General features: G+C 51.6%; 15 protein-coding genes. 9 read left to right on the top strand and 6 right to left on the bottom strand.

What is annotated here, in order from left to right; all coding sequences use genetic code 11:
* The 4 genes from V5T57_RS19850 to V5T57_RS19865 all read right to left on the bottom strand — a co-directional run.
* Positions 1-1,596 (bottom strand): tetratricopeptide repeat-containing sulfotransferase family protein (locus V5T57_RS19850; RefSeq protein ID WP_332893009.1); only part of this gene is annotated, 1,596 nt, incomplete at its 3' end.
* Positions 1,597-1,855: 259 nt separating this feature from the next.
* The gene (locus V5T57_RS19855; protein ID WP_332893010.1) at positions 1,856-4,957 is read right to left on the bottom strand and encodes an efflux RND transporter permease subunit; all 3,102 of its coding nucleotides are present in this window, start codon (positions 4,955-4,957) and stop codon (positions 1,856-1,858) included.
* Positions 4,954-6,072, bottom strand: coding sequence for an efflux RND transporter periplasmic adaptor subunit (locus V5T57_RS19860; RefSeq protein ID WP_332893011.1), 1,119 nt, complete (start codon positions 6,070-6,072; stop codon positions 4,954-4,956). Before V5T57_RS19860 ends, V5T57_RS19855 begins: the two co-directional genes overlap by 4 nt.
* A 194-nt stretch (positions 6,073-6,266) precedes the next feature.
* Positions 6,267-7,508: a hypothetical protein gene (locus V5T57_RS19865; protein WP_332893012.1), complete on the bottom strand. Its 1,242-nt coding sequence runs from the start codon at positions 7,506-7,508 to the stop codon at positions 6,267-6,269.
* 263 nt (positions 7,509-7,771) lie between these two features.
* Here V5T57_RS19865 and V5T57_RS19870 point away from each other — a divergent pair, with 263 nt between their 5' ends.
* The 5 genes from V5T57_RS19870 to V5T57_RS19890 all read left to right on the top strand — a co-directional run bounded on the left by V5T57_RS19870 (position 7,772) and on the right by V5T57_RS19890 (position 12,825).
* The gene (locus tag V5T57_RS19870; RefSeq protein ID WP_332893013.1) at positions 7,772-8,413 is read left to right on the top strand and encodes a ribonuclease D; all 642 of its coding nucleotides are present in this window, start codon (positions 7,772-7,774) and stop codon (positions 8,411-8,413) included.
* Positions 8,414-8,425: 12 nt separating this feature from the next.
* Positions 8,426-9,166, top strand: a complete 741-nt coding sequence (locus V5T57_RS19875) for an SDR family oxidoreductase (protein WP_332893014.1) — start codon at positions 8,426-8,428, stop codon at positions 9,164-9,166.
* A gap of 18 nt (positions 9,167-9,184) precedes the next feature.
* On the top strand, positions 9,185-9,559 hold the full coding sequence (gene folB, locus V5T57_RS19880) for a dihydroneopterin aldolase (RefSeq protein ID WP_332893015.1): 375 nt from the start codon (positions 9,185-9,187) through the stop codon (positions 9,557-9,559).
* Positions 9,552-10,112 carry a 2-amino-4-hydroxy-6-hydroxymethyldihydropteridine diphosphokinase gene (gene folK, locus V5T57_RS19885; RefSeq protein WP_332893016.1) on the top strand — a complete coding sequence of 187 codons (561 nt, stop codon included), beginning with the start codon at positions 9,552-9,554 and terminating at the stop codon, positions 10,110-10,112. Before folB ends, folK begins: the two co-directional genes overlap by 8 nt.
* A gap of 178 nt (positions 10,113-10,290) precedes the next feature.
* On the top strand, positions 10,291-12,825 hold the full coding sequence (locus V5T57_RS19890; RefSeq protein ID WP_332893017.1) for an ATP-binding protein: 2,535 nt from the start codon (positions 10,291-10,293) through the stop codon (positions 12,823-12,825).
* A gap of 559 nt (positions 12,826-13,384) precedes the next feature.
* Here V5T57_RS19890 and trpA read toward each other — a convergent pair.
* Both trpA and trpB read right to left on the bottom strand, forming a co-directional pair.
* Positions 13,385-14,164: a tryptophan synthase subunit alpha gene (gene trpA / locus V5T57_RS19895; RefSeq protein WP_332893018.1), complete on the bottom strand. Its 780-nt coding sequence runs from the start codon at positions 14,162-14,164 to the stop codon at positions 13,385-13,387.
* Positions 14,161-15,405: a tryptophan synthase subunit beta gene (gene trpB / locus V5T57_RS19900; RefSeq protein WP_332893019.1), complete on the bottom strand. Its 1,245-nt coding sequence runs from the start codon at positions 15,403-15,405 to the stop codon at positions 14,161-14,163. Before trpB ends, trpA begins: the two co-directional genes overlap by 4 nt.
* Before the next feature lie 532 nt (positions 15,406-15,937).
* Between trpB and V5T57_RS19905 the strand changes: the two genes are divergently transcribed.
* The 4 genes from V5T57_RS19905 to V5T57_RS19920 all read left to right on the top strand — a co-directional run bounded on the left by V5T57_RS19905 (position 15,938) and on the right by V5T57_RS19920 (position 20,967).
* A complete protein-coding gene (locus V5T57_RS19905; RefSeq protein ID WP_332893020.1) occupies positions 15,938-16,357 on the top strand; it encodes a hypothetical protein in 420 nt (139 codons plus the stop codon).
* A 121-nt stretch (positions 16,358-16,478) separates the two neighbouring features.
* Positions 16,479-17,360 (top strand): UTP--glucose-1-phosphate uridylyltransferase GalU, encoded by an 882-nt coding sequence (gene galU, locus V5T57_RS19910; protein ID WP_332893021.1) that lies wholly within the window; start codon positions 16,479-16,481, stop codon positions 17,358-17,360.
* Between the two features lie 878 nt (positions 17,361-18,238).
* Positions 18,239-19,555, top strand: coding sequence for a UDP-glucose dehydrogenase family protein (locus V5T57_RS19915; RefSeq protein ID WP_332893022.1), 1,317 nt, complete (start codon positions 18,239-18,241; stop codon positions 19,553-19,555).
* A gap of 2 nt (positions 19,556-19,557) precedes the next feature.
* A complete protein-coding gene (locus V5T57_RS19920) occupies positions 19,558-20,967 on the top strand; it encodes a phosphomannomutase/phosphoglucomutase (protein ID WP_332893023.1) in 1,410 nt (469 codons plus the stop codon).
* Positions 20,968-21,019 lie beyond the last annotated feature (52 nt).

A 21,019-nucleotide genomic window follows, 5' to 3' on the forward strand; every position in this document is an offset into this window, starting at 1 on the left:
GGAGCGGGTATAGCCATACTGTGCCATAAAGGGTTCTACCACCGGCCAAATGGGTTCCAACTGTTCGGTGTAATGCTGCCAGCGGTTACGGGAGCTGGTATAGATGGGTTGGGTCACCTGATTGATGCTTGGGGTATGGATGACACCCCGTTTTTTGGCATGTTCGTGGTAGTGGAGCATGGCATCCTGCTTTTCGAGCTCCAGAAAGTGGCATAGTTGTTCAATTTGACCATTCAGGTCCGCCACAATATCTTCATATTTTACATAATGAACCGGCAATAGATTGAGCTTTTCAAACTGCTGCCAGAACTGCATAACCTTTTCATAGAAGTTGGCCCCGCTCTCCAAACTATGAAACTGGGTCATGGCTTCATTGGCCTGAAAGTTCTGCATAAAACAGCTTAACAGCAGATCTGCAGGGTGCCGTAGCGCAAACAGAATTTTGGCTTCTGGGAAGAGCATTCGGGCCAGTGGTAACAGATGAATATTCAGCGGATATTTATCAATGATCCACTTGGTCTGCTCAGGCAGCTGTTTATGGTTTTCTACATAAGCCTGATAGTGCTGCCTGGCCTGATTAATGGCTGCTGTCTCAGTTTGGTGCGCCAACAGTTTGGGGTAGTCCGCCCCAATTTGTTTACTCAGGGCCACTTCAGCACTGAGTAATAATGGGCGCTCTTCAATGGCAGCTATTTCACGATGACTATTGAGGATTTGATCCAATAACGTGGTGCCAGAGCGGGGCATACCAACCAAAAAGACAGGTTTCCAGGGTAGGGGGGTTAAAGGGGCCTCATTCCAGTTTTTTACCTTTTGCATGCGGAATGATGCGGTTTTTAACCGTACCGGATAGCCTGTTAGGCTATAGCCCTTTTTTTGGTCCTGCTCCAACCCATAGGCATTGCCTCGCTGAAAGTAGTCATAGGCCTGTTCATAGTGGCCCTGCTTATCGGCAATAAGGCCTAACTCGTGTAATGCTGTGGATTGAATGGCGGGATCTTCAACCTGTTCGAGCAGTTCTTCAAAGGCAGCCTTGGCTTGGTCGATCTGACCGGTTGCTCGTTTAAGCCGAGCCAATTGATAATTAAGACTAGGTAGGTGAGGATGTTTTTTATGAAGCTTATCTGCAATCGGTTGAATAAGTTCATATTTTGTTGTTGCCATTAAGACACTGAATGCCCGAGCCAAGAAGTGCGGTTCTCCGGTCCAGGTATCCATACAGCGGGCCATGGTTTCAATACCCACCTCCTGTTGCCCCAATGAAACCAGCAAGGTTGCATAAAGATATAAAAAAGTACTGTTCTGCTGGGCCGTGTCTTTAAAAGGGGTAAGAACGTGTTGTGCTTTAACGTATTGCCCCTGGTCTAATTGAATTTTGGCCAGGGCCAGCGCGGCCTCTAAATTTTTTGGGTTCAGTTTTAAGGCTTCCAGACAGCAGGCTGACTCTACCTGTACATCTCCCTTAAGGTGTTGTACCCGTGCCATTAAGAGATAGAGGGCGTCATCTTTAGGTGATTGTGTAATCGCATGTTGTAAGAGCTGTTCAGCCTGTTGGTATTTGCCCTGGCTTAACAGTGCTTCGAGTGAGTTATCCACAAGTCACCTTTTCGACATATGATCAATAGCGTGTGTTTAGGTTGGCTTTAAAACCACGGGAAATAAACAGACTTCTAGCCATTCTGGTTGGTCGATACACCACCAAATATGCCTTTCTCAGGTTTTTGTAGGCAAGGTGAAATCTCTTCTGTTTCCCCGACCCAACATCCCGAGGGCTCTTAGGATTGATTCACCCAAGCAGCTTTCCACGAATCGGCTTAAGCACGGGTGCTTTGTCTTCGTTAAAGGGTCCTGTCACTTATAAAGCCTCTTCCTTCACAAACCGAGCCTTTAGATCCATAACCAATGAGAACAGAGCGGGTACCACAATGAGCGTGAAAAGGGTGGCGGTCAAAAGCCCCCCCATCATCACGGAGCCCAAACCACGGTAGAGCTCTGAACCCGCACCAGGGAAAAGGACAAGGGGTGCCAACCCCAAAATAGAGGTAAAGGTGGAGAGGAAGATGGGTCGAACACGAATACGAACAGACTCCACCACCGCAGGTCCATGCTCCATGCCCTTCTCATGCATAAAATTCAGCGCCTGATGAATGATCAAAATGGCATTATTCACCACAATACCAATGAGGGTTACAAACCCCAGCATGGTTAGAATATCCAAGGGTTGATGACGAACCAGATTGAGTGCTTCCAACCCCAAAACACCACCAGCTGCTGCCAGGGGAACCGTAATGATGATCACCAGAGGGTAGAGGAAGGATTCAAACAGTGCCGCCATTAAAAGGTAGGTGATCAGCATCGCCAACAGAAACTGTTGGGTCATGACCGTTTTGGCCTCTTCCAGGGCATCTGCCCCTTCGGCCAAACGTAAACCCACCCCAGATGGAAGATCCTTCATAGCGGGTGCCATGAGCTCGTTACGTACCTTCTCAATGGCGGTTTCCATGGCCATGGTACCGGGTGGAATAATACGTAGGGTAATGGCCCGTTCCCGGTCCACATGGCGGATGGCCGGTGGACCGGGTTCAATACGCACATCGGCCACGGCGCTTAAAGGAATGGTTTTACCACTGGGGGTCAGGAGAGGTAGCTGTTCCAGATCCTGCGTATGAAAAAGGCGATCCTCACGCCCCCGGATCATAAGGTCCAGCTCTTGGCCACCTACCTGAATATCATCTACCTTCAAGCCGTCGGCAAACAGATCTACCGCCCGACCAATGGACTGGGTACTTAACCCATTTTCTGCCGCACGTAAGCGATCGGGATACACCCTTAGCTCAGGATTACCCAGCGTTAACCCAGGCAGTGGGCGTACTTGAGAGCCGGGGATAACCTTGCGCACTTTACCAAAAAGCTGGCGGGCGACAGCTGCAGCCTGTTCCAGATCCTCACCAGTAATGGCCAGCTCCAAAGAACGACCACGACCACTACCGCGGGCAAACAGACTGCTCTGACGGGCAATGCCGATCATACCCGGTATCTGACCCAGGGGTTCTTTGATCACGGGGATCAACTCTTTAACCCGCTCAGGATCATCGGCCACACCCCCCATAAAAGAGCGACTGGGGGTGGAGACAAAGAAAAACTGCCGCATGCGCACCACATCATCCGGTGGGGTGTCTGACCAATAGGGGCGCATGTGGGATTCAACACCCTCTGCCAGGCGGGTCATCTCATCCAGGTTGTACCCTGGAGGGGGGATGAGCATGGCAAAGATCAGATTACGGTTTCCGCTGGGTAAATATTCAGCAGCCGGTAGACGTGCCATGGCATACCAAAGCGCCCCCCCCGCAACCACACCAATAACAAGAAAACGCAGCATCACACTACGGTTGATCGTCGCCACAATGCGCGATACCCCATGGCTAAAGCCATGATGTTGAATCTCTTCATCCTGGGGGGCAATGGTCTTAGAGCGCCCCAAGCGGGCACCAAGGGTAGGAATAACCGCCACGGCTACAAGTAGCGAGAAAAAGACCGCAGCTGAGAGTGCCACCGCGATATCCCCGAGCAGTTGGGCAGCCTGAATTTTGAGACCAATAATGGGAACAAACACAGCCAGTGTGGTGGCCGTGGCAATAAAAATGGCCCCCCAAACCTGTTTGGTACCCACCACGGCGGCTTCAAAACGGTGCAGCCCCATTTGACGGTGACGTACGATATTTTCCAGCACCACAATGGCGGGATCCACCACCATACCCACGGCAAAGGCCAGACCCGCCAGTGAGATCACATTGACCGTTCGACCCATGGCCTCCAACAAGACAAAAGCCCCGATTAAGGAGATGGGAATAGCCAAGGCAATAATCACGGTGGCTGACCCTGAGCGCAGAAACAGCATGAGCATGGACATGGCCAGCAAGCCACCCAGTGCCAAGTTGTTTCTCACCAGATCCAATGCAGCATGAATATACTCTGTCTGCTCATAGCGGATGCTCAGCTCTAAGCCACGAGGGTTGAGATGCAGCTGGTTAAGGGTATCAATAGCCTTATGAATATCTTCTGTCACCTTAAGGACATTGGCCCCTTGTTCCCGTACACAGTTTAGGGTGAGGGAGGGGCGACCCAGGGCACGGACATAGACGGTGGGTTCCCGATACGCCCAATCTACGTCGGCAATCTCACCTATGGTAACAGGACTACCCAGACGCTGCCCCACCACCACATTGGCGACCTGTTCTGGGGTGTTAAAGCGACCGGTGGTACGGACCAAATAGGCCCGTTTACCTTCATCCAAGCGTCCGGCAGAGATATCCTGATTTTCAGCACGGAGAATGTTAATAAGCGTATCGGTGGCAATACCATAAGCAACCAGACGCTCCGGTTGTACGGTAATCCGTAACTCCCGTGGTCGACCGCCATAGACATTGACGGTGGCAACACCAGGTACCCGCTCCAAGGCCGGTTGGACCACCTCTTCAACAAAGGTAAAATTTTGGGCGACTTCCCGTGGATCATCTGGATCAATCCACTGCATGGCCATCCATACAATGGGCTGGTCGTCGGAGTCTGAAGTGCGAATGGATGGGCGGTCGACTTCGTCTGGGTACTCTCGGACCTGTTGCAGACGGTTGTTGACCATTAACAGGGCCGAGTCCAGGTCGACTTCGTTTTTAAAACGCAGGATGACACGGGAGCGTCCACGGCTGGCGTTGGCGTTGATGCGATCCAGGCCAGGTATGGATTTGAGCACACTCTCCTGGGGAATGGTGATGGCGCTCTCAACTTCACTGGGGGCGGCGCCGGACCAGTTGGTGATGACAGAGATGGTCGGCTTACGGATATCTGGCGTTAACTGTACGGGAATCCGCATGAGGGAGAGCAAACCAAACAGGATCAGCAGAAGAACCCCAGAAGCAACCGTAACGGGATGGCGGGCAAACCACTGAACCAATTTCATGGTTGGTGTTCCTCAGCTTGAACGGGGCGTACAGTCTGTTTTGGGCGTAACCGTTCATTACCGTTCACAACCACCTGCATACCCGCTGTCAGCCCCTCGTTAATGCGTAGATAGGCACCACGGGCAGGCCCACTGCGTACCACAATGGCTTTAACCTTATTCTGATCGTCCACCACCCATACTTTATTACCAGAGGGACTTAAAGTGAGTGCATCTTTGGGCAGTAGCACAGCGCTGGGGTGGTTTAGGGTAACCTGCATGGCGACACTCTGTCCCGGTTGGGCTGGGCAGGGGGCTGGGCAGTTCCATAAGGTTGTTCTGAGCCGGGTTTCTGGATCATTTTCTGGCAGCGTCGCCTGGAGTGAAATCGGCCATGGGGCATGATCAGGGTGGGCAGGTAACTCAGCCATGGCCTGTTGCGCATGGGGCATTTGATCCGCGAACCGTGTGGGCAGCTGAAAGCGTAACTCCACATGGTTGCTGTCGAGCAGGGTTAAAATGGTTTCTCCCCGGTCAACCCAACTACCAGGACCAGGAGGGCGACTCACGATGGTGCCATCAAAAGGTGCAAAAACCGTATGGTAACTGAGATCGGTTTTGGCCTGGTTTAGCTGCGCTTCCGCAGTTGCCACGCGGGCACGGGCTGCGGCCAAGTCCGCTTCCTGATCGGTTATTTTTTGTTGAGAGACCACATCTTTACGACGGAGCGATTGACTGCGCTGTAAGGATGACAGGGCTTGCTTTAGACGTGCTTTTTCTACACTTAGCTCACCGGCCCGTTGATATTGAACCAGTAGGGCGCTGCGGCCATCCAGTTGTAGCAGTTTGGTGCCCCGTTTAACCTGTGTACCCAGTTGATGGTAAACACGGTGCACACTGCCTGCGACACGGCTGGCCAGTTGGCTACGGGTAACAGCCTCTGCGGAACCGCTAAACCGGATTTTTTCGGTAGCTGGTGCTGCTTTAAGGGTGGTAATGCCCACCAGGGAAGGGGGGCGTTTAGCACGTTTTCCCTTTTTGTCCGCCGCATGGGTCATGCTCATTGGCAGAAGGCAAAACACCAATAGAATGAGAAAAACCTGTCTAAAAGGGGGGGTACGCATGGTCTCTGTCACGGGCTGAATGCCCCTCTGATAAATAGGGAAGTGTAAAATAGGTTTGAGGAGGGGTAGAGGAGAGAAGTTCTCCATCAGCCACCATGTTTGATTAAAAAAATGCTCAAACAGGTTCTGCTTTTTAGACCGCGTGGCAGGCAAAGCAAAGAGAGCGGCCACCGGAGCAACGGTGTGGGTGGCCGCTCTCTTCGTTTCTATTCGTCGTCGTCACTCTTACCCAGCTCAACTTGTAAAACCTCACGGGCGACCACTTCACAGCGGTCCCAGGCCTCTTTCATGAGCTTGTTGGCTTCACCGGTATGTTTACTCATATCATAGCCAGCTTTACCAAGCTTTCTAATGGTGCCAAACATGCCACCTTTTTTGCCATAGGCACAGGCCAGAATGACTTTGGAGTTGTGGCCCCCCATACGGGGATAGACCTTCTCCCATACCTCTTTTTCACAGTATTTTACAATGGCTGTGGCCAACATTTGTGCGGGCAGAGAGTCACCACGAACCGCTTTGGTTGCCTTAACCAGCTCTTTATTACGGCTGGGTTGAATGATCACTTTGTGGATCAACTGTGTCACCACCACATGAGCAGCAGGGGTGGTCTCTGTCACATATTTTTCCAGCAGCGAGACCAGCGCAGGTACTTCAACCATCTCCACCAGACGTTTGGCCAGGATCTGTGCCCCTGCTTCATTATCCTTAACCGCGGTCAGTGCCCGTACACAGGGCTCTACCGGCAGCGACTTAACGTTGGCTACACCGGTTGCCAAAACCACCGCACCGGGGCTTAAGGGATCGATCAGTTTAATGGCCTCAAGCATCTGTTCCAGTGCCCCTTTACCAATCACTTCCATGGTGAGGGTGATCTCCACCTCTTCCTGATTTTTCGGGCAGGAGGCGATGGCTCGGAGCAGATGGTTGATGGTACCCATCTCTGCAATACCCGCGGCCAGTTTTTGCATGGCCACTTTGTTGACCCCGGAGACTTTCAACGCATCAATCAGAGGGTTGATCCCTTTACGGGCGACGACCTGATCCACCAACAAGGCGACCATATCTGAATTTTTGCGTACCCGCGTTAGGGCTTCGACCAGGTTATAGGCTTTGACTTCTGGGTGGTTGATAACCGCTTCAACCACTTTGCGCAGGTCAGCCTTTTTGTCTTCAATTTTGACCAGAGGTGCCAATGTACCAATGAGTGGTGCCATTTTGCCTTCAGCAATGACCTCGTCCACATCAATCTTGGAACCGGGTTTAAAACCACCGGTGGCACTTTGATCATCCATAACATCGGGGTTGGCCTCAACAATCACCTCCTCTTCACGTGCAGTGAAGCGACTATCAAGATTTTCCAATGCCTTGCCAGATTTATCGCCAAGGGATTTGGACAATTGATCTTTAATGCTGTCCAGCTGTTTCTGGGTAAAGTTGTCCCGTGCCATTTGGCTCAACCTTCCAAACCTAAGAGGTAGTGATGAGTATTTGATAGTTATCGGGTTTTAACCATATTTGCACCAATTGATGGCAAACGCCCCTATGCCATGGTGGTCAGATTATGGTAACTTCCCATCTCATAGGGTAGCAGATCAACCGGATTGAATGCAAAAGTTGCTAACGGGTCTGATTTGTAAATTTTTCTCTTCATCTTGTATGAACACCCCATTGGGCGATTATAAGCCTTCACTGCTAAGAGAGTATCCAGGCCATGACCAGTGATCCTGTTGCCATCAACGCATTTGTAGATGATATCGATGAAGCGCAGTTGCAGCGCTATATGAAAAGCCCATTTTTGGCGGTTGATACCGAGACCATGGGATTGGACTTTAATCGAGACCGCCTATGTGTCGTGCAAATGTGTGATGTTGCCGGTGAGGTAAGTGTTGTACAGATCCGCAACTATCAGGCGCCTCGCTTAAAGCTGTTGATGGAGGCCCAAGAGGTTGAGAAAATTTTTCACTTTGCCCGGTTTGATCTGGCCACCATGAAAAAATGGTTGGGCATCCACATTAACCCTGTGTTCTGTACCAAAATAGCTTCCAAGCTGGTGCGCACCTATACAGGTAGCCATGGTTTGAAGGATGTCAGCCGTGAGCTGGTGGGTGTGGAGATGGATAAACAGCAACAATCCTCGGATTGGGGGGCGGAGACGCTAACCCCTGAACAGCTCCAGTATGCCGCCAGTGATGTCATCTATTTGGTTGAGATACGGGCCAAGCTGGTTGAGATGCTCAAGCGTGAGGGGCGTATGGCACTGGCGCAACAAACCATGGCCTTTTTACCGACACGGGTTGAGTTGGATCTACTGGGTTGGAATGACCACGATATTTTTTCCCACAGTTCCAAATAGGGCGTTTGGTTCATGGACCCGCGTGGCTCTACAGCCTTGGTCACAGGAGCAGGACGCCGCATTGGTGCGGTGATCGCCCAAGCGCTGGCGAAAGCTGGTATGGATGTAGCGGTCCACTACAGCGGCTCGGAAGCAGGAGCTCAGGCCTGTTGTGCGCATATTCACAACTTGGGTCGCCGGGCAATACCGTTTGCCGCAGATCTGAGTGATTGGGATCAGGCGCAACATTTGTTACCTCGTGTCGTGGAGCAAATGGGGCCCGTACAGGTGTTGGTCAACAGTGCGGCGATTTTTGAGCGTAGCGGGGTGTTGGATCAGGACGCCCAAAGTTGGCGACGCCATATGGCCATTAATTTGGAAGCCCCCATGCTGTTGATGCAGGCTTTTGCCCAGCAGTGGCCGACACCGCGCCATACCGACAAACCTGGACGCATTGTCAATATCCTAGACCGCCGTGTTTTGGCGCCGCCTCCGGGTCATTTGGCATATAATGCGGCAAAGGGTGGTTTATGGAGCCTGACACGGGTTGCGGCGGCGGAGTTGGCACCGCAGATTAGTGTCAACGGTGTGGGACCAGGACCGATTTTGCCTGCGGCGGGTGAGCCAGAGGGCTATTTTAATGAGCTTATCGCCACGACACCCATGCAACGGGGTGGAACACCGGAAGAGGTGGCGGCGGCGGTGCTCTATTTTATTCAAAATGGCTTTGTCACCGGGCAGATGATCTGTGTGGATGGCGGCGAACATCTATAAAACGTGGGTTAAACCATCATGACGACGCAACAACCGTTGGACCGTATTCAAATTAAAGATCTTTTGCTGCGCTGTATCATTGGTATTATCGATTGGGAGCGTACCACCCTACAGGATGTGGTGATCAACTGTACGTTACATGTCGATCTACGTGCTGCGGGTGCATCGGATGATATTGATGATACCGTTAATTATAAGAGCTTGAATAAAAAGATTATTGAGTTGGTCGAGGGCTCCTCTTTCTTTTTGGTGGAAGCCATGGCCGAGGCCATTGCCAAGCTTGGTTTGGAGGATCCACGGGTCAAGTTGTGTGAGGTCACGGTAGAAAAGCCAGGCGCACTGCGCTTTGCTCGATCGGTGGGTGTGACCGTGGTGCGGGGCCAGGATGGCTAAGAAGGGTTCAGCCCCTCTACAAATGGTGCCGTGTGATGGACCGCTGCTCATTGCTTTTGGTGCCAATATTGATCCCCATATCCATCTTCAGCAGGGGCTGCAACAGCTGCATGAACGGCTGGGTATTGTTGCCATCTCCACGGTGTACCGTTCTGAACCCCTGGGTGGGGCACCTGGAGATCCGCCCTTTTTAAATGGTGCCTTGCAGCTTAAACAGGCACCTAAACCTTGGGATTTACGCTATCTGTTGCGTCAGGTTGAGGCAGCCCAAGGACGTGTACGGGGTAAAAACCCCAACGCACCTCGAACGTTGGACTTGGATATCGCCTTAATGGGCGACCAGGTGATTCAAGCCCCCCCTCTGCGTATTCCCGATCCAGATCTGCCCCAGCGCGCTTTTTTGGCCCTTCCCTTAGCCCAGTTGGCACCAGATTGGGTTCATCCCCAGTTGGGCCAGACCTTGGCGCACATTGCCACGACGTTTAATCCGCTGCCTTTGGACATGACGGTCGATGCAGATGCGACCCGTCGTTTGGCTCAAATACTCACTTAACAACACGATTTAATATTTAGTTAGAGGTTTCTTCGTAGCCGCTATGCCCCATAAAAGGATCGTGCACGTTGAACCATGTGTGAGAAAGATTTGATGCACATGGGCCGATTCAATGTATGTTAAAGTAGCGATGGGCATAAAATAAGATGATTGATTTCCGCATTTAAAAGGTTTTCTCATGGGTTGTCTGAACTGCATTCGCCATGGTTTTCTCATCGGCCTTATTTGGGCTATGGGTTTACTGTTTCCGCTTATCCATACGGCCACAGCGGCACCAAACCCCATTACTGTCGGGGTCTATCAAAACAAACCCATGATCTTTCTGGATGAAAAAGGGGAGGTCCAAGGTCTCTACAAAGAGGTTATCGAGATTATTGCCCAACGTGAGGGCTGGAATATCGAATACCGCTATGGGACATGGAGCGAGCTGCTCGAGCAGCTGCAAAAGGGGGAGTTGGATCTACTCGGGGCCATTGCCTATACCCCAGCCCGTGACCGTACCATGGATTTCAGTAAAGAGAGTTTTTTTGTCAACTGGGGGCAGGTCTTTACCCGTCAGACAGGCTCCATCCAATCGTTTCCAGATTTGGATGGTAAAAAAGTGGGGGGGCTTAAAGGGGATATCTATGCCATTAAGTTTATGGAGCTGGTCAAAAAGTTTGACATCAATGTGCAGATGCAGATGTTTGACAGCTATAACTATGTGCTGGATGCGGTGCAAAAAGGGGATATAGATGCCGGTGTGGTTAACCGCTTGGTAGGGTCTGTGCAAAGCCGCCGTTTTCATGTCAGTGCCACCCCTATTGTGTTTAACCCTGTTGAGGTGACCTTGGCGGTACCGGAAGGTAAACATGGGATGTTGTTGGCGACTTTGGAAGCCAACTTAGCGGCCATGAAAGCCAATAAAAGCTCAGCATTTTATGAAGTGTTTAACCGCTGGCTTGGGGGCGAGAAAAAGAAGTCGATGTTGCCTCCATGGATTACCCAAGCTTTTTGGGTGGTTGTGGGCATTATTATCGCGCTGCTGTTGCTTAACTTTTTACTCAACCGCAAAGTACACAGCCGTACGGTACGCCTAAAACAGGAGGTTGCCGAGCGCCAGGAGGCAGAAAGAGCCCTGCAACGGGCCCATGATGATCTGGAGCGTCGGGTCCTGGATCGTACCCAGGAGCTGGAGGTCAGTGAGCTGCGTTTTCGGAATTTGTTCAATGCCTCATTGGTGCCGCTGTTCCGTACCCCGGTTGAAGGGGGGCGGGTGATCTTGGCCAACCCAGCGTTGGTGCAGATGTTTGGCTTTGAGAGTGTGGAGGAGATGATCGCTCTGCATGATCCCATCTCCTCTTATGCCGATCCAAAGGTTCGGGCCCGGTTTATTGAAATCCTGCAACGGGATGGCCGGGTGGAGAGTTTTGATTCAGAGCTCATTCGAGCCGATGGCAGCCACTTTTTTGCGGAGATGAGTGCGATTCTCTATCCTGAGGCGGACTATCTGGAAGGCTCCATCATTGATGTTACCCAGCGTAAACGTACCGAGCGCGCACTCTTACAAGCCAAACAGAGTGCAGAACGGGCCAACCGTGCAAAAAGTGAATTCCTCGCTACCTTAAGTCATGAGATCCGTACACCCCTCAACGGTATTATTGGTCTGCTATCCGCTCTGCAGGAGAGTAAGCTGGATCTCAAACAGAAGGAGCAGGTGACCCTTATTAGCCGCTCGTCCAATCTACTGCTGGATCTGCTGAATGACATTCTTGATTTTTCCAAGATTGAAGCAGGCCAGTTGGTTTTAGAGCAAGTTCCTTTTCAACCCTTGGAAATGATGGCAGATGTTTGTGCTTGTCTGTCTGAGAATGCTGCCCAAAAAGGGGTGGTTTTATCGCACCAAACGCAAGGATGGATCCCTCCAGCCCTGCTGGGGGACGCTGTTCGTATTCGCCAAATTTTGCTTAATTTAACCAACAATGCGGTGAAGTTTACCCATCAAGGTGAAGTGGCTGTCCATTTATGGGGTTTGGATGATGAGCCAGAGATACTACCTGCGTGGGTCTCCTTACGCTTTGAGGTGGTTGATACCGGGGTGGGTATTGCGGCTGCGGATCTGGAGCGGGTCTTTGACCCCTTCTGTCAGGCTGACAGTGCGGTGAACCGCCACCATAGCGGTACCGGTTTGGGGCTCTCTATCTGTAAACGGTTGGTTGAGGTCATGGGTGGTGAGATGTGGGCGGAGAGCCAGGAAGGCCAGGGCAGTACCTTCCGCTTTACCCTCTCATTACCCCCTGTTGAGTTGAAGCCTGAACAGTTAGAAGGGGCGATTGATCCGGATGATGTCTTCCCCATGCGCGTGTTGCTGGTGGAGGATGATCCGGTTAACCAAATGGTCGCTGTCGAGCTGCTGGAGAGTGCTGGGCATAAGGTGGACGTGGCAGAAAATGGCGCCACGGGCTTGGTCAAAGCGCAGGAAGCCTCCTATGATCTTATTCTTATGGATATCCGCATGCCGGGTATGGATGGTATTACGGCAACCCGTATGCTGCGTGAATTTGAAACAGCGGAAGGTAAAGGGCGTGTACCCATACTCGGTTTAACGGCTGATACACTCAAAGATACACTACTGGCTTGCCGTGAAGCTGGTATGGACGATGTATTGACCAAGCCAGTTCGGGTCCATGTATTGGCTCAGCGGGTTGCTTCACTGGGGCTGGACAACCAATAGATTTCATCTGTTTGAGGGTGGTGCGGGTTAACCCCGGTTTTCTCAGTGGGGTAGGGCTCTTCTGCTTGATAACCCTGTGTTGAACTTTCCGCTTCCCATGACCCTTTGTTTTAGACCATACGCTACCAAAACGAGGGGTTCTGCACCTCTTACCCTTCATTCTAGACCATACGCTACCAAACGAAGGGTTCCATACTTCGGTTTCATTGAGCTCTTTTGCAACGGTCATGAACACCATGGGTCAAGCGCAGCGTGGTGGACACCCCCACCTAAACATGAACGTAGGGCGTACATAGCGGCTCCAGCCTTTACGCGTGTTAAAGCGTGTATGGGCGGGCTTAGGGGTTAAAGTCTCTGTTGGCTCTGTGTGGGCAAAGGGTCTGGGGGTAGGCCAGAGATACCGGGGGTTACCCATGTATCTCTGGCTACGCCAGAAAAAGATGTGTGGAGCCAAACATGCAACATACAGCCAGGGTTGGCTTGTTGTTTTGGGCCCGATAATCACGCCATAGGGTAAGACGCAATGTTGGGTTTGTGCTCAGGGGGGGTGTGCAGGGGGTTAACCGCGCAACCCCTTAAAGAACTGACCCACGGCCTCGGCACCCTCTTTGACATGCAGATCCAGAGCAGCGCTACCCACGACAGCAATTTCTGCTTTGCCTTTTAGGTAGGCGACATCTTCAGGGCTACGTACCCCAAAACCCACAGCCAATGGGGCATGGGTGGCCACGCGGCAACGCTTAATAAAGGTTCCAACACTGTCATCAAAGGCTGTTTTACCACCGGTCACACCCCGGCGGGCCACACAGTAGACAAATCCATCGGCCTCGGCACCGATCTTAACCAGGCGTTCATCCTGGCTGGTTGGGGTCATTAACTGTACCCAATCCATGCCAGCTTGGCGGCTTTGTGCAATCAGGTCTGTGGCCTCTTCCAGTGGAATATCAGGAATAATTAACCCCTTCACACCAAGATCGGCGGCTTCGGTAATAAACTTCTCCATACCGTAGGCCATAAGAATATTGGTGTAGGTCATAATTAAAAAAGGGATCTTGAACTCGGCAACTACCTCACGAATAAACTGCAACCCTTCTTTGACTTTAAAACCACCATCCAAAGAGGCCTGATTGGCGCGAGCAATGGTTGGACCATCGGCAATGGGTTCAGAAAACGGAATCTGCAACTCCATAAGATCCACACCATTTTCAACCATGGCCTTGATCACTTCACGGTTGGCTTCCAAGGAGGGATAACCCAGGACGATGTGGGACATTAACAGAATATCCTGTTTGTCCAACTTGGCCTTAATGGTGCCCGCCAGGGCGCTGGGGCGACTCATGCTTCTTCTCCCTTTTCTGCCGCGTAGATGGCAGCCCGCTCTTGAATGTAGGCTTTCCACTTGGCATCCCCCAATGCATCGGCAATGGTAAAGATATCTTTATCACCCCGGCCAGAGAGGTTGATGATCACCACAGCATCCTCTTTTAGGTTGGGCAGTTCCTTAAGGGCACCCGCAACAGCATGGCTGGATTCTAACGCAGGGATGATCCCCTCGGATTTCACCATTCGTTTTAGCGCCTCAATGACCTCCACATCGGTGGCCGCTTCAAAACGGACCCGGCCACTGTCGTGCAGGTCGGCAAGGATGGGCGAAACCCCCACATAGTCCAAACCAGCTGCAACAGAGTGGGTATGACGCATCTGGCCATCACCATCTTGCAAGAAGTAGGTTTTATAGCCTTGGGCAATGCCCACGGTGCTTTTACCCGAAGCAATCCGTGCGGCATGGTTATGGCCATCCAGCCCCAAACCACCGGCCTCCACGCCAATCAGCTCAACCTCTTTGTGGTCCAAAAAGCCTTGGAAGATCCCCATGGCGTTGGATCCACCCCCCACACAGGCATAGACATGATCGGGTAAGCGGCCCTCTTGCTCCAAGATTTGCGCTTTGGCCTCATGACCAATAACCGACTGGAACCAGGAGACCATCTCAGGGAAGGGGTGCGCTCCACAGGCGGTGCCCAAGACATAGTGGGTCTCATCCATGCTGCCAACCCAGTCGCGCATGGCTTCATTAACGGCATCTTTTAGGGTTTGTGAACCAGAGGTTACAGGTATAACCGTTGCCCCCATCTGTTCCATCCAGAAGACATTGGGACGTTGGCGGGCCACATCTTTGGCACCCATGTAGATGGTACACTCCAAGCCTAGCCGTGCAGCCATCGTGGCGGTAGCTACGCCGTGCTGCCCCGCACCGGTTTCCGCAATAACCCGTGTTTTACCCATGCGGCGTACCAGCAAGCCTTGGCCCATGACATTGTTGGCTTTATGGGCGCCTGTCTGATTCAGATCTTCCCGCTTGATATAGACCTTGCGGTTACCATGGGCTTTGGAAAGATTTTCAGCATAGGTTAGGGGCGTAGGGCGGCCAGAGTAGTTACGCATCAGCTCCAGATATTCTTGCCAAAACGATGCATCGGCTCGGGCGGCTTCATAATCCGCTGTAAGCTGAGAGAAGGTTTGGTGCAGAATTTCAGGGATAAATGCGCCACCGAAGGCGCCAAAGTAACCTTTGGACATGACAGGCTCGAAGCTCCAGAAGGACCAAAATGGATAAATTCATCAATCCAACAGCATACCGTTAGCGGAGAAAGGAGCCAAGCTTTTCCTCTTTTCGCTCCCCATTGGTGGTTGATACTAGGAAAAACCTCTGCTTTTGAAGTCCGCCACTTTTTAATAGAAATTTCGGTCGATACAAAACCTTACAGAGATCAAGTTCCATATTAGTACATGCTGTTTCATACAAAAAATAAGGATGTTATGGCTTTTTGATGGATGATGCGTTATAAAAACCGTGATTGTAGCCCATTCGGGAGAAGTGGCTTCATTCGTGATATACATGGTTTAAGTGTGCTATAATGTAGCATCACTTGTTACACTGAGGCGTCTGAATTCTGACCTGAATTCTGATGTGGGTTTATAGAGGGATGATCCTCTATAGCCATGATCAAGTATATTTTGGTTCGTACACGCCGGTACTTTTTTGCATGATGGTCAACCGGCTGTGTGGCTTTTGGATCGTTCTGAGCATTTGCGACGAGAGGAACTCAAGATGGCGAAGAAAGTTGGTATGCGTTCCCTGTTGGCTGGTATGGCACTGGCCTTGGGTTTGATGAGTGGCAGCGCGGTTGCGTCTGATAAGCATGAGATCTCTTTTAAGGAGGATGTCTATCCCATCATCACCTACCGCTGTCTAGAGTGCCATGTCCAAGGTGGACCTGGTATGGTCTACAGTGGTTTAGATCTGCAAACCTATGAAGGTTTGATGCGCGGCGTCAAGTTGCGGACCCGTACCCAATCGGGCCAGCAGTATGCACCTGTGGTGATGCCTGGTAAGCCGTTGTTGAGTAATTTGTTGGTGCTGGTGAGTGGTAAAGCGGGTATCCGCATGCCCCATAACCGCCGTCGCTTGACCAAGTGTGAGATTGATACCATCCGTAAGTGGATCCGTCAGGGCGCCCAGAATAACTAACGGCAACTGCGGTACAGAATAAGTAAGCTCAAAACGCCCCGTTCCTTGTGACGGGGCGTTTTGTTATTTATGGTCTTCTACGGTAGCTCTTCGTTTCTGTCCCTTGCAGAGGATGTGTGTGATGAAGGTTCGTAAGGCAGTTTTTCCAGTTGCAGGTCTTGGTACACGATTTCTTCCCGCCACTAAGGTGGTGCCTAAGGAGATGCTGTCGGTGGTCGATACCCCACTGATTCAGTATGCCGTGGAGGAGGCTTGGGCCGCAGGGATTGAAGAGATCATTCTGGTGACCGGTCGGGGTAAAAGCCTGCTGATGGACCAGTTTGACCATATGTTTGAGCTGGAAGATACTTTGCGCCGCCGTGGTAAAGAGGTTTTGCTCAGTATCTCCCATGAACCGATCCCGGATGCGGGGACGGTTGTTGCAACCCGTCAGCAGGAGCCACTGGGTTTGGGGCATGCGGTATGGTGTGCCCGTTATTTGGTGGGGGATGAACCGTTTGCCGTTATTCTGCCTGATGATCTGGTTCATGCTCAAAAGCCAGTCCTAAAGCAGATGGTGGAGCGTTTTGAGCAGCTACAATCCAGTATGATGGCGGTTATGGAGGTTGATCCTGACCAGACCAACAAATATGGCATTTTGGATGGTGGCGCTGAGAAGAATGGTGTCTGGCCTGTCAAAGGTTTGGTGGAAAAACCGGATCCAGCCGAAGCACCTTCCAATTTGGCGATTATTGGACGCTACATTTTAACACCAGAAATTTTCACCCTGCTGGAAACCATTCCCCGTGGAGCTGGGGGTGAAATTCAATTGACCGACGCCATGGCAGAGCTGCTTAAAACACAATCGATCTATGGCTTCCGTTTTGATGGCACCCGGTATGACTGTGGGGATAAAGCTGGTTTCCAAATGGCGTCTCTGGCATTAAGCATGGAGCGGGATGAACTCAAAGGAAAAATGTTGGAGTTTATCCAAGCCAACCTGGCGGATTGGTCTAAGACCTAGGCGCTAGAAAGGCCATAGATGGGGAGCATGATCCATCTATGGCCGTTTAGTTATGGACCAAGCGGTTGTTTGGCTTGGTGATGTCATGCCTTCCTGACCTGCAACCGTTGGCTGGGCTTGGTGGTGGGCCCTGGCGCATGAACCGGTTGCCCCCACTTAACTCTTAAAATGAGGTGAAGAGTGGGCCAGCTCCTGGGTTAATGCCCAAGGGGGGTTGCGATATCTGTATGGGGGGGATCTGTGCGTCATGAAGAGGCTGCGCGGTCTTTTTCAGGCAATAGCCCCCCTTTTTATACCATCCGGCCTGGATGTTTACTGATCGACCCCAAAGGGTTGGTGAGATGCACGTGCATCGCGACCCCATAACTGTAGGGTTGTTTATGCCGCTTTGATATGGCTTGTCTGGCAGCATACCTTGCAGGGTGCGCTTTTATGCCTGTTTGGCTTGTTGGCTTAAACAAAGTCAACGGTTGGCTTAGGCTCTTCTGAACAGCCAAAATCCCAACTTTTAATCCCATCAAGTGTGGCTGTCCCCAGGTCTGATACCTAGCTCTTGACGTTCACCCCCCTAGAAAAGAGAGCCTAAACTCAGAGATATGACGAGATCATTGCCCTATCCTGCTTAAGTCTACTTAGGGTAAATCTGTCGTATTTTCTCGAACATAGGGTGCTTTGTGCATCCATCCCCCACTTTTTTTTCATAAAGTTGTCATCTTCTTTGTGCCGTATACCTTGAATTGACATGGAAAAGGCACATTTCCATCCATTGTGGCGACGGTCATCTATCGGTATGTTAACTGCATACAAGCACCACTGTATCCATCGGCCCGTGTGGGGCTGATGAAAGTTTACCATTCAACGAAACGAGTAGAGTCGCCATGCGCATCACCATGATTGGTACCGGTTACGTCGGTTTGGTTTCCGGGGCCTGCTTCTCCGAGTTTGGGGTGGACGTCACCTGTGTGGATAAGGATGTCTCCAAGATTGATCGACTCAATCAGGGAGAAATTCCAATTTTTGAACCAGGTTTGGATCAACTGGTGGTGCGTAATAAGGATGCAGGTCGTCTGCAGTTCACCACCAACACCGCCGAAGCGGTGGCCAATAGTGATGTGGTCTTCATTGCGGTCGGTACACCTGAGCGCCGGGGTGATGGGGCGGCTGATCTACGTTATGTGTTTGACGCTGCCCGTGATGTCGCAAAATCCATGAACGGCTTTACCGTTGTGGTGACCAAATCCACCGTACCTGTAGGTACGGGACAACGGGTCGCAGAGATCATTCGTGAGACCAACCCTGATGCCGATTTTGCCATGGCTTCCAACCCTGAGTTTTTACGGGAAGGATCGGCCATTGAAGATTTTATGCGTCCTGACCGTGTGGTGGTTGGTGTGGACTCGGAGCGTCCGGTTGAGCGTTTAAAAGAGCTCTATCGCCCGCTCTATTTAATTGAAACACCCATTCTGTTTACCAACATTGCCACGGCTGAACTGACCAAGTATGCAGGTAATGCTTTCTTGGCGACGAAGATTATGTTCATCAATCAGGTGGCGAACCTGTGTGAAAAAGTTGGGGCGGATGTTCATGATGTCGCCAAGGGTATGGGCCTGGATAACCGTATTGGGCGTAAGTTTCTACACCCTGGTCCTGGCTATGGTGGCTCTTGCTTCCCTAAAGATACAGCTGCGCTGGCCAATACGGCACGGGATCACAACACTCCCATTACCATTGTGGAAAATGTGATCGAGGCCAATAAGTGGCAGAAGCAGCGTATGATCACCAAAATCCGCGAGGCGATGGATAATAAACTGCGCGGCAAGACCATAGCCGTTTTGGGGTTAACCTTTAAACCCAATACCGATGATATGCGTGACTCCTCCTCCTTAACCATTTTGCCTGCTTTGGCTGGTGATGGTGCCACGGTCAAAGCTTATGACCCTGAGGGGATGGATGAGGCCAAGGAGATGATGCCTGAGATCAGCTATTGTGAGGATGCCTACAGTACCTGTGAAGGGGCTGATGCGGTGGTGATCCTGACAGAGTGGAACCAGTTCCGTAATCTGGACTTGGCACGTATTAAAAAAGGGATGCAGAGCAACGAAGCCGGTCGTTATATCTTCTTTGATCTACGCAATATCTATGAGCCTGAGGCTATGAACGCCCAAGGTTTTGATTACATTGGTGTAGGACGATAAACATGACGCTAGCCCCAAGCCACATGTTCCGTGAGTATGATGTTCGGGGGATTGCCCATAGCGAGCTATCTGAAGAGGTGGTACGTCATTGGGGTGCTCTGTTTGCCGAACGCATTCGCGATGCCCAACAAGGGGACAAACATACACCACATGTGGTTGTAGGGCGTGATGGACGCCTCTCCTCGCCAGCGCTTTCCAGTGCCTTGATGGCGGGTTTGGCTGAGGCGGGTGCCAAAGTATCGGATGTCGGTCTGTTACCCACGCCGGGTCTCTATTATGCCTCCCATAAGCTCCATGCGGATGGGGCCATTATGGTAACCGGTAGCCACAACCCATCGGAATACAACGGTATGAAGATGATGATGGGGGGGCTCTCCTTTTTTGGGCAGGATATTCAGGATCTGGCCCAGCGGCTGATGTTGGGTGAGCGTCCTCTACCCCGCATGGGGGGCTCGGTTAGTCGGGTGGATCTGCGTCAAAGCTACATTGATCGTTTGGTGGCTGATTTCCGACCTGGACGACCCCTAAAGGTGGTGATGGATTGTGGCAATGGGGCTGCGGGTGCGGTGGCTAAAGATCTCATCAATGCCCTGCCTGGTGTGGTGGGTGAGGTGCTGTTTGCTGAGGTGGATGGGACCTTCCCAAACCACCATCCAGATCCCACAGTACCGGCTAATCTGGAAGATTTAAAAAAGCGGGTAGCATCCTGGGGGGCGGACTTAGGGATCGCCTTTGATGGGGATGGTGACCGTATTGGGGCGATTGATGGAGATGGTCGGGTTATCTGGGGGGATCGGTTGATGATCCTGTTTGCCCGGGAAATTCTGGCGGATCATCCTGGTGCTTCCATTTTGGGCGATGTCAAATGCTCTCAGCAGCTGTTTGATGCTGTGGAAGAGGCTGGCGGTAAGCCTATTATGTGGAAGACAGGCCACTCTCTGGTGAAAGCCAAAATGAAAGAGAGCAAGGCGCTGCTGGCTGGTGAGATGAGTGGTCACCTCTTCTTTGCAGACCGCTATTATGGGTATGACGATGCGCTCTATGCGGCCATCCGTCTAATCTCTTTATTGGGGGCAGAGGGTACCTCGCTGGCTTCACGTTTAAGTGGTTTACCAAAGATCTATGCCACACCCGAGTTACGTATTGAGTGTGCCGATAGCCGTAAATTTCAGGTGATGGACCGTATCAAAAAACAGGTGTTGGATGCGGGGCAAGGTGAAGTATCGGATCTGGATGGCGTGCGGGTAAAAGAGCCAGGGGGGTGGTGGTTGGTGCGTGTCTCCAACACCCAACCGGCACTGGTTGCTAGAGTCGAGGCAGACTCTCTGGAGCGATTGACAGAGATGGCGGAAAATCTAGCCAAAATGCTGGAGAATGAAGAGGTTGTCTTTCCTGAGTGGCAACCAGTCTAAGCCGCACTTTATAGAGATGTTTATCAAAAGGGGCGCTCGGTTAGAGCGCCCC

This window comes from Magnetococcus sp. PR-3, from assembly GCF_036689865.1.
Classification (GTDB): domain Bacteria; phylum Pseudomonadota; class Magnetococcia; order Magnetococcales; family Magnetococcaceae; genus Magnetococcus.

Coding starts and splice junctions, on each gene's coding strand:
- trpB (WP_332893019.1), bottom strand. CDS start 15,405: ATGTCCAAAGGTTACTTTGGCGCCTTCGGTGGCGCATTTATCCCTGAA.
- V5T57_RS19905 (WP_332893020.1), top strand. CDS start 15,938: ATGGCGAAGAAAGTTGGTATGCGTTCCCTGTTGGCTGGTATGGCACTG.
- folK (WP_332893016.1), top strand. CDS start 9,552: ATGGCTAAGAAGGGTTCAGCCCCTCTACAAATGGTGCCGTGTGATGGA.
- folB (WP_332893015.1), top strand. CDS start 9,185: ATGACGACGCAACAACCGTTGGACCGTATTCAAATTAAAGATCTTTTG.
- V5T57_RS19865 (WP_332893012.1), bottom strand. CDS start 7,508: ATGGCACGGGACAACTTTACCCAGAAACAGCTGGACAGCATTAAAGAT.
- V5T57_RS19915 (WP_332893022.1), top strand. CDS start 18,239: ATGCGCATCACCATGATTGGTACCGGTTACGTCGGTTTGGTTTCCGGG.
- V5T57_RS19875 (WP_332893014.1), top strand. CDS start 8,426: ATGGACCCGCGTGGCTCTACAGCCTTGGTCACAGGAGCAGGACGCCGC.
- galU (WP_332893021.1), top strand. CDS start 16,479: ATGAAGGTTCGTAAGGCAGTTTTTCCAGTTGCAGGTCTTGGTACACGA.
- V5T57_RS19890 (WP_332893017.1), top strand. CDS start 10,291: ATGGGTTGTCTGAACTGCATTCGCCATGGTTTTCTCATCGGCCTTATT.
- V5T57_RS19855 (WP_332893010.1), bottom strand. CDS start 4,957: ATGAAATTGGTTCAGTGGTTTGCCCGCCATCCCGTTACGGTTGCTTCT.
- trpA (WP_332893018.1), bottom strand. CDS start 14,164: ATGAGTCGCCCCAGCGCCCTGGCGGGCACCATTAAGGCCAAGTTGGAC.
- V5T57_RS19920 (WP_332893023.1), top strand. CDS start 19,558: ATGACGCTAGCCCCAAGCCACATGTTCCGTGAGTATGATGTTCGGGGG.
- V5T57_RS19870 (WP_332893013.1), top strand. CDS start 7,772: ATGACCAGTGATCCTGTTGCCATCAACGCATTTGTAGATGATATCGAT.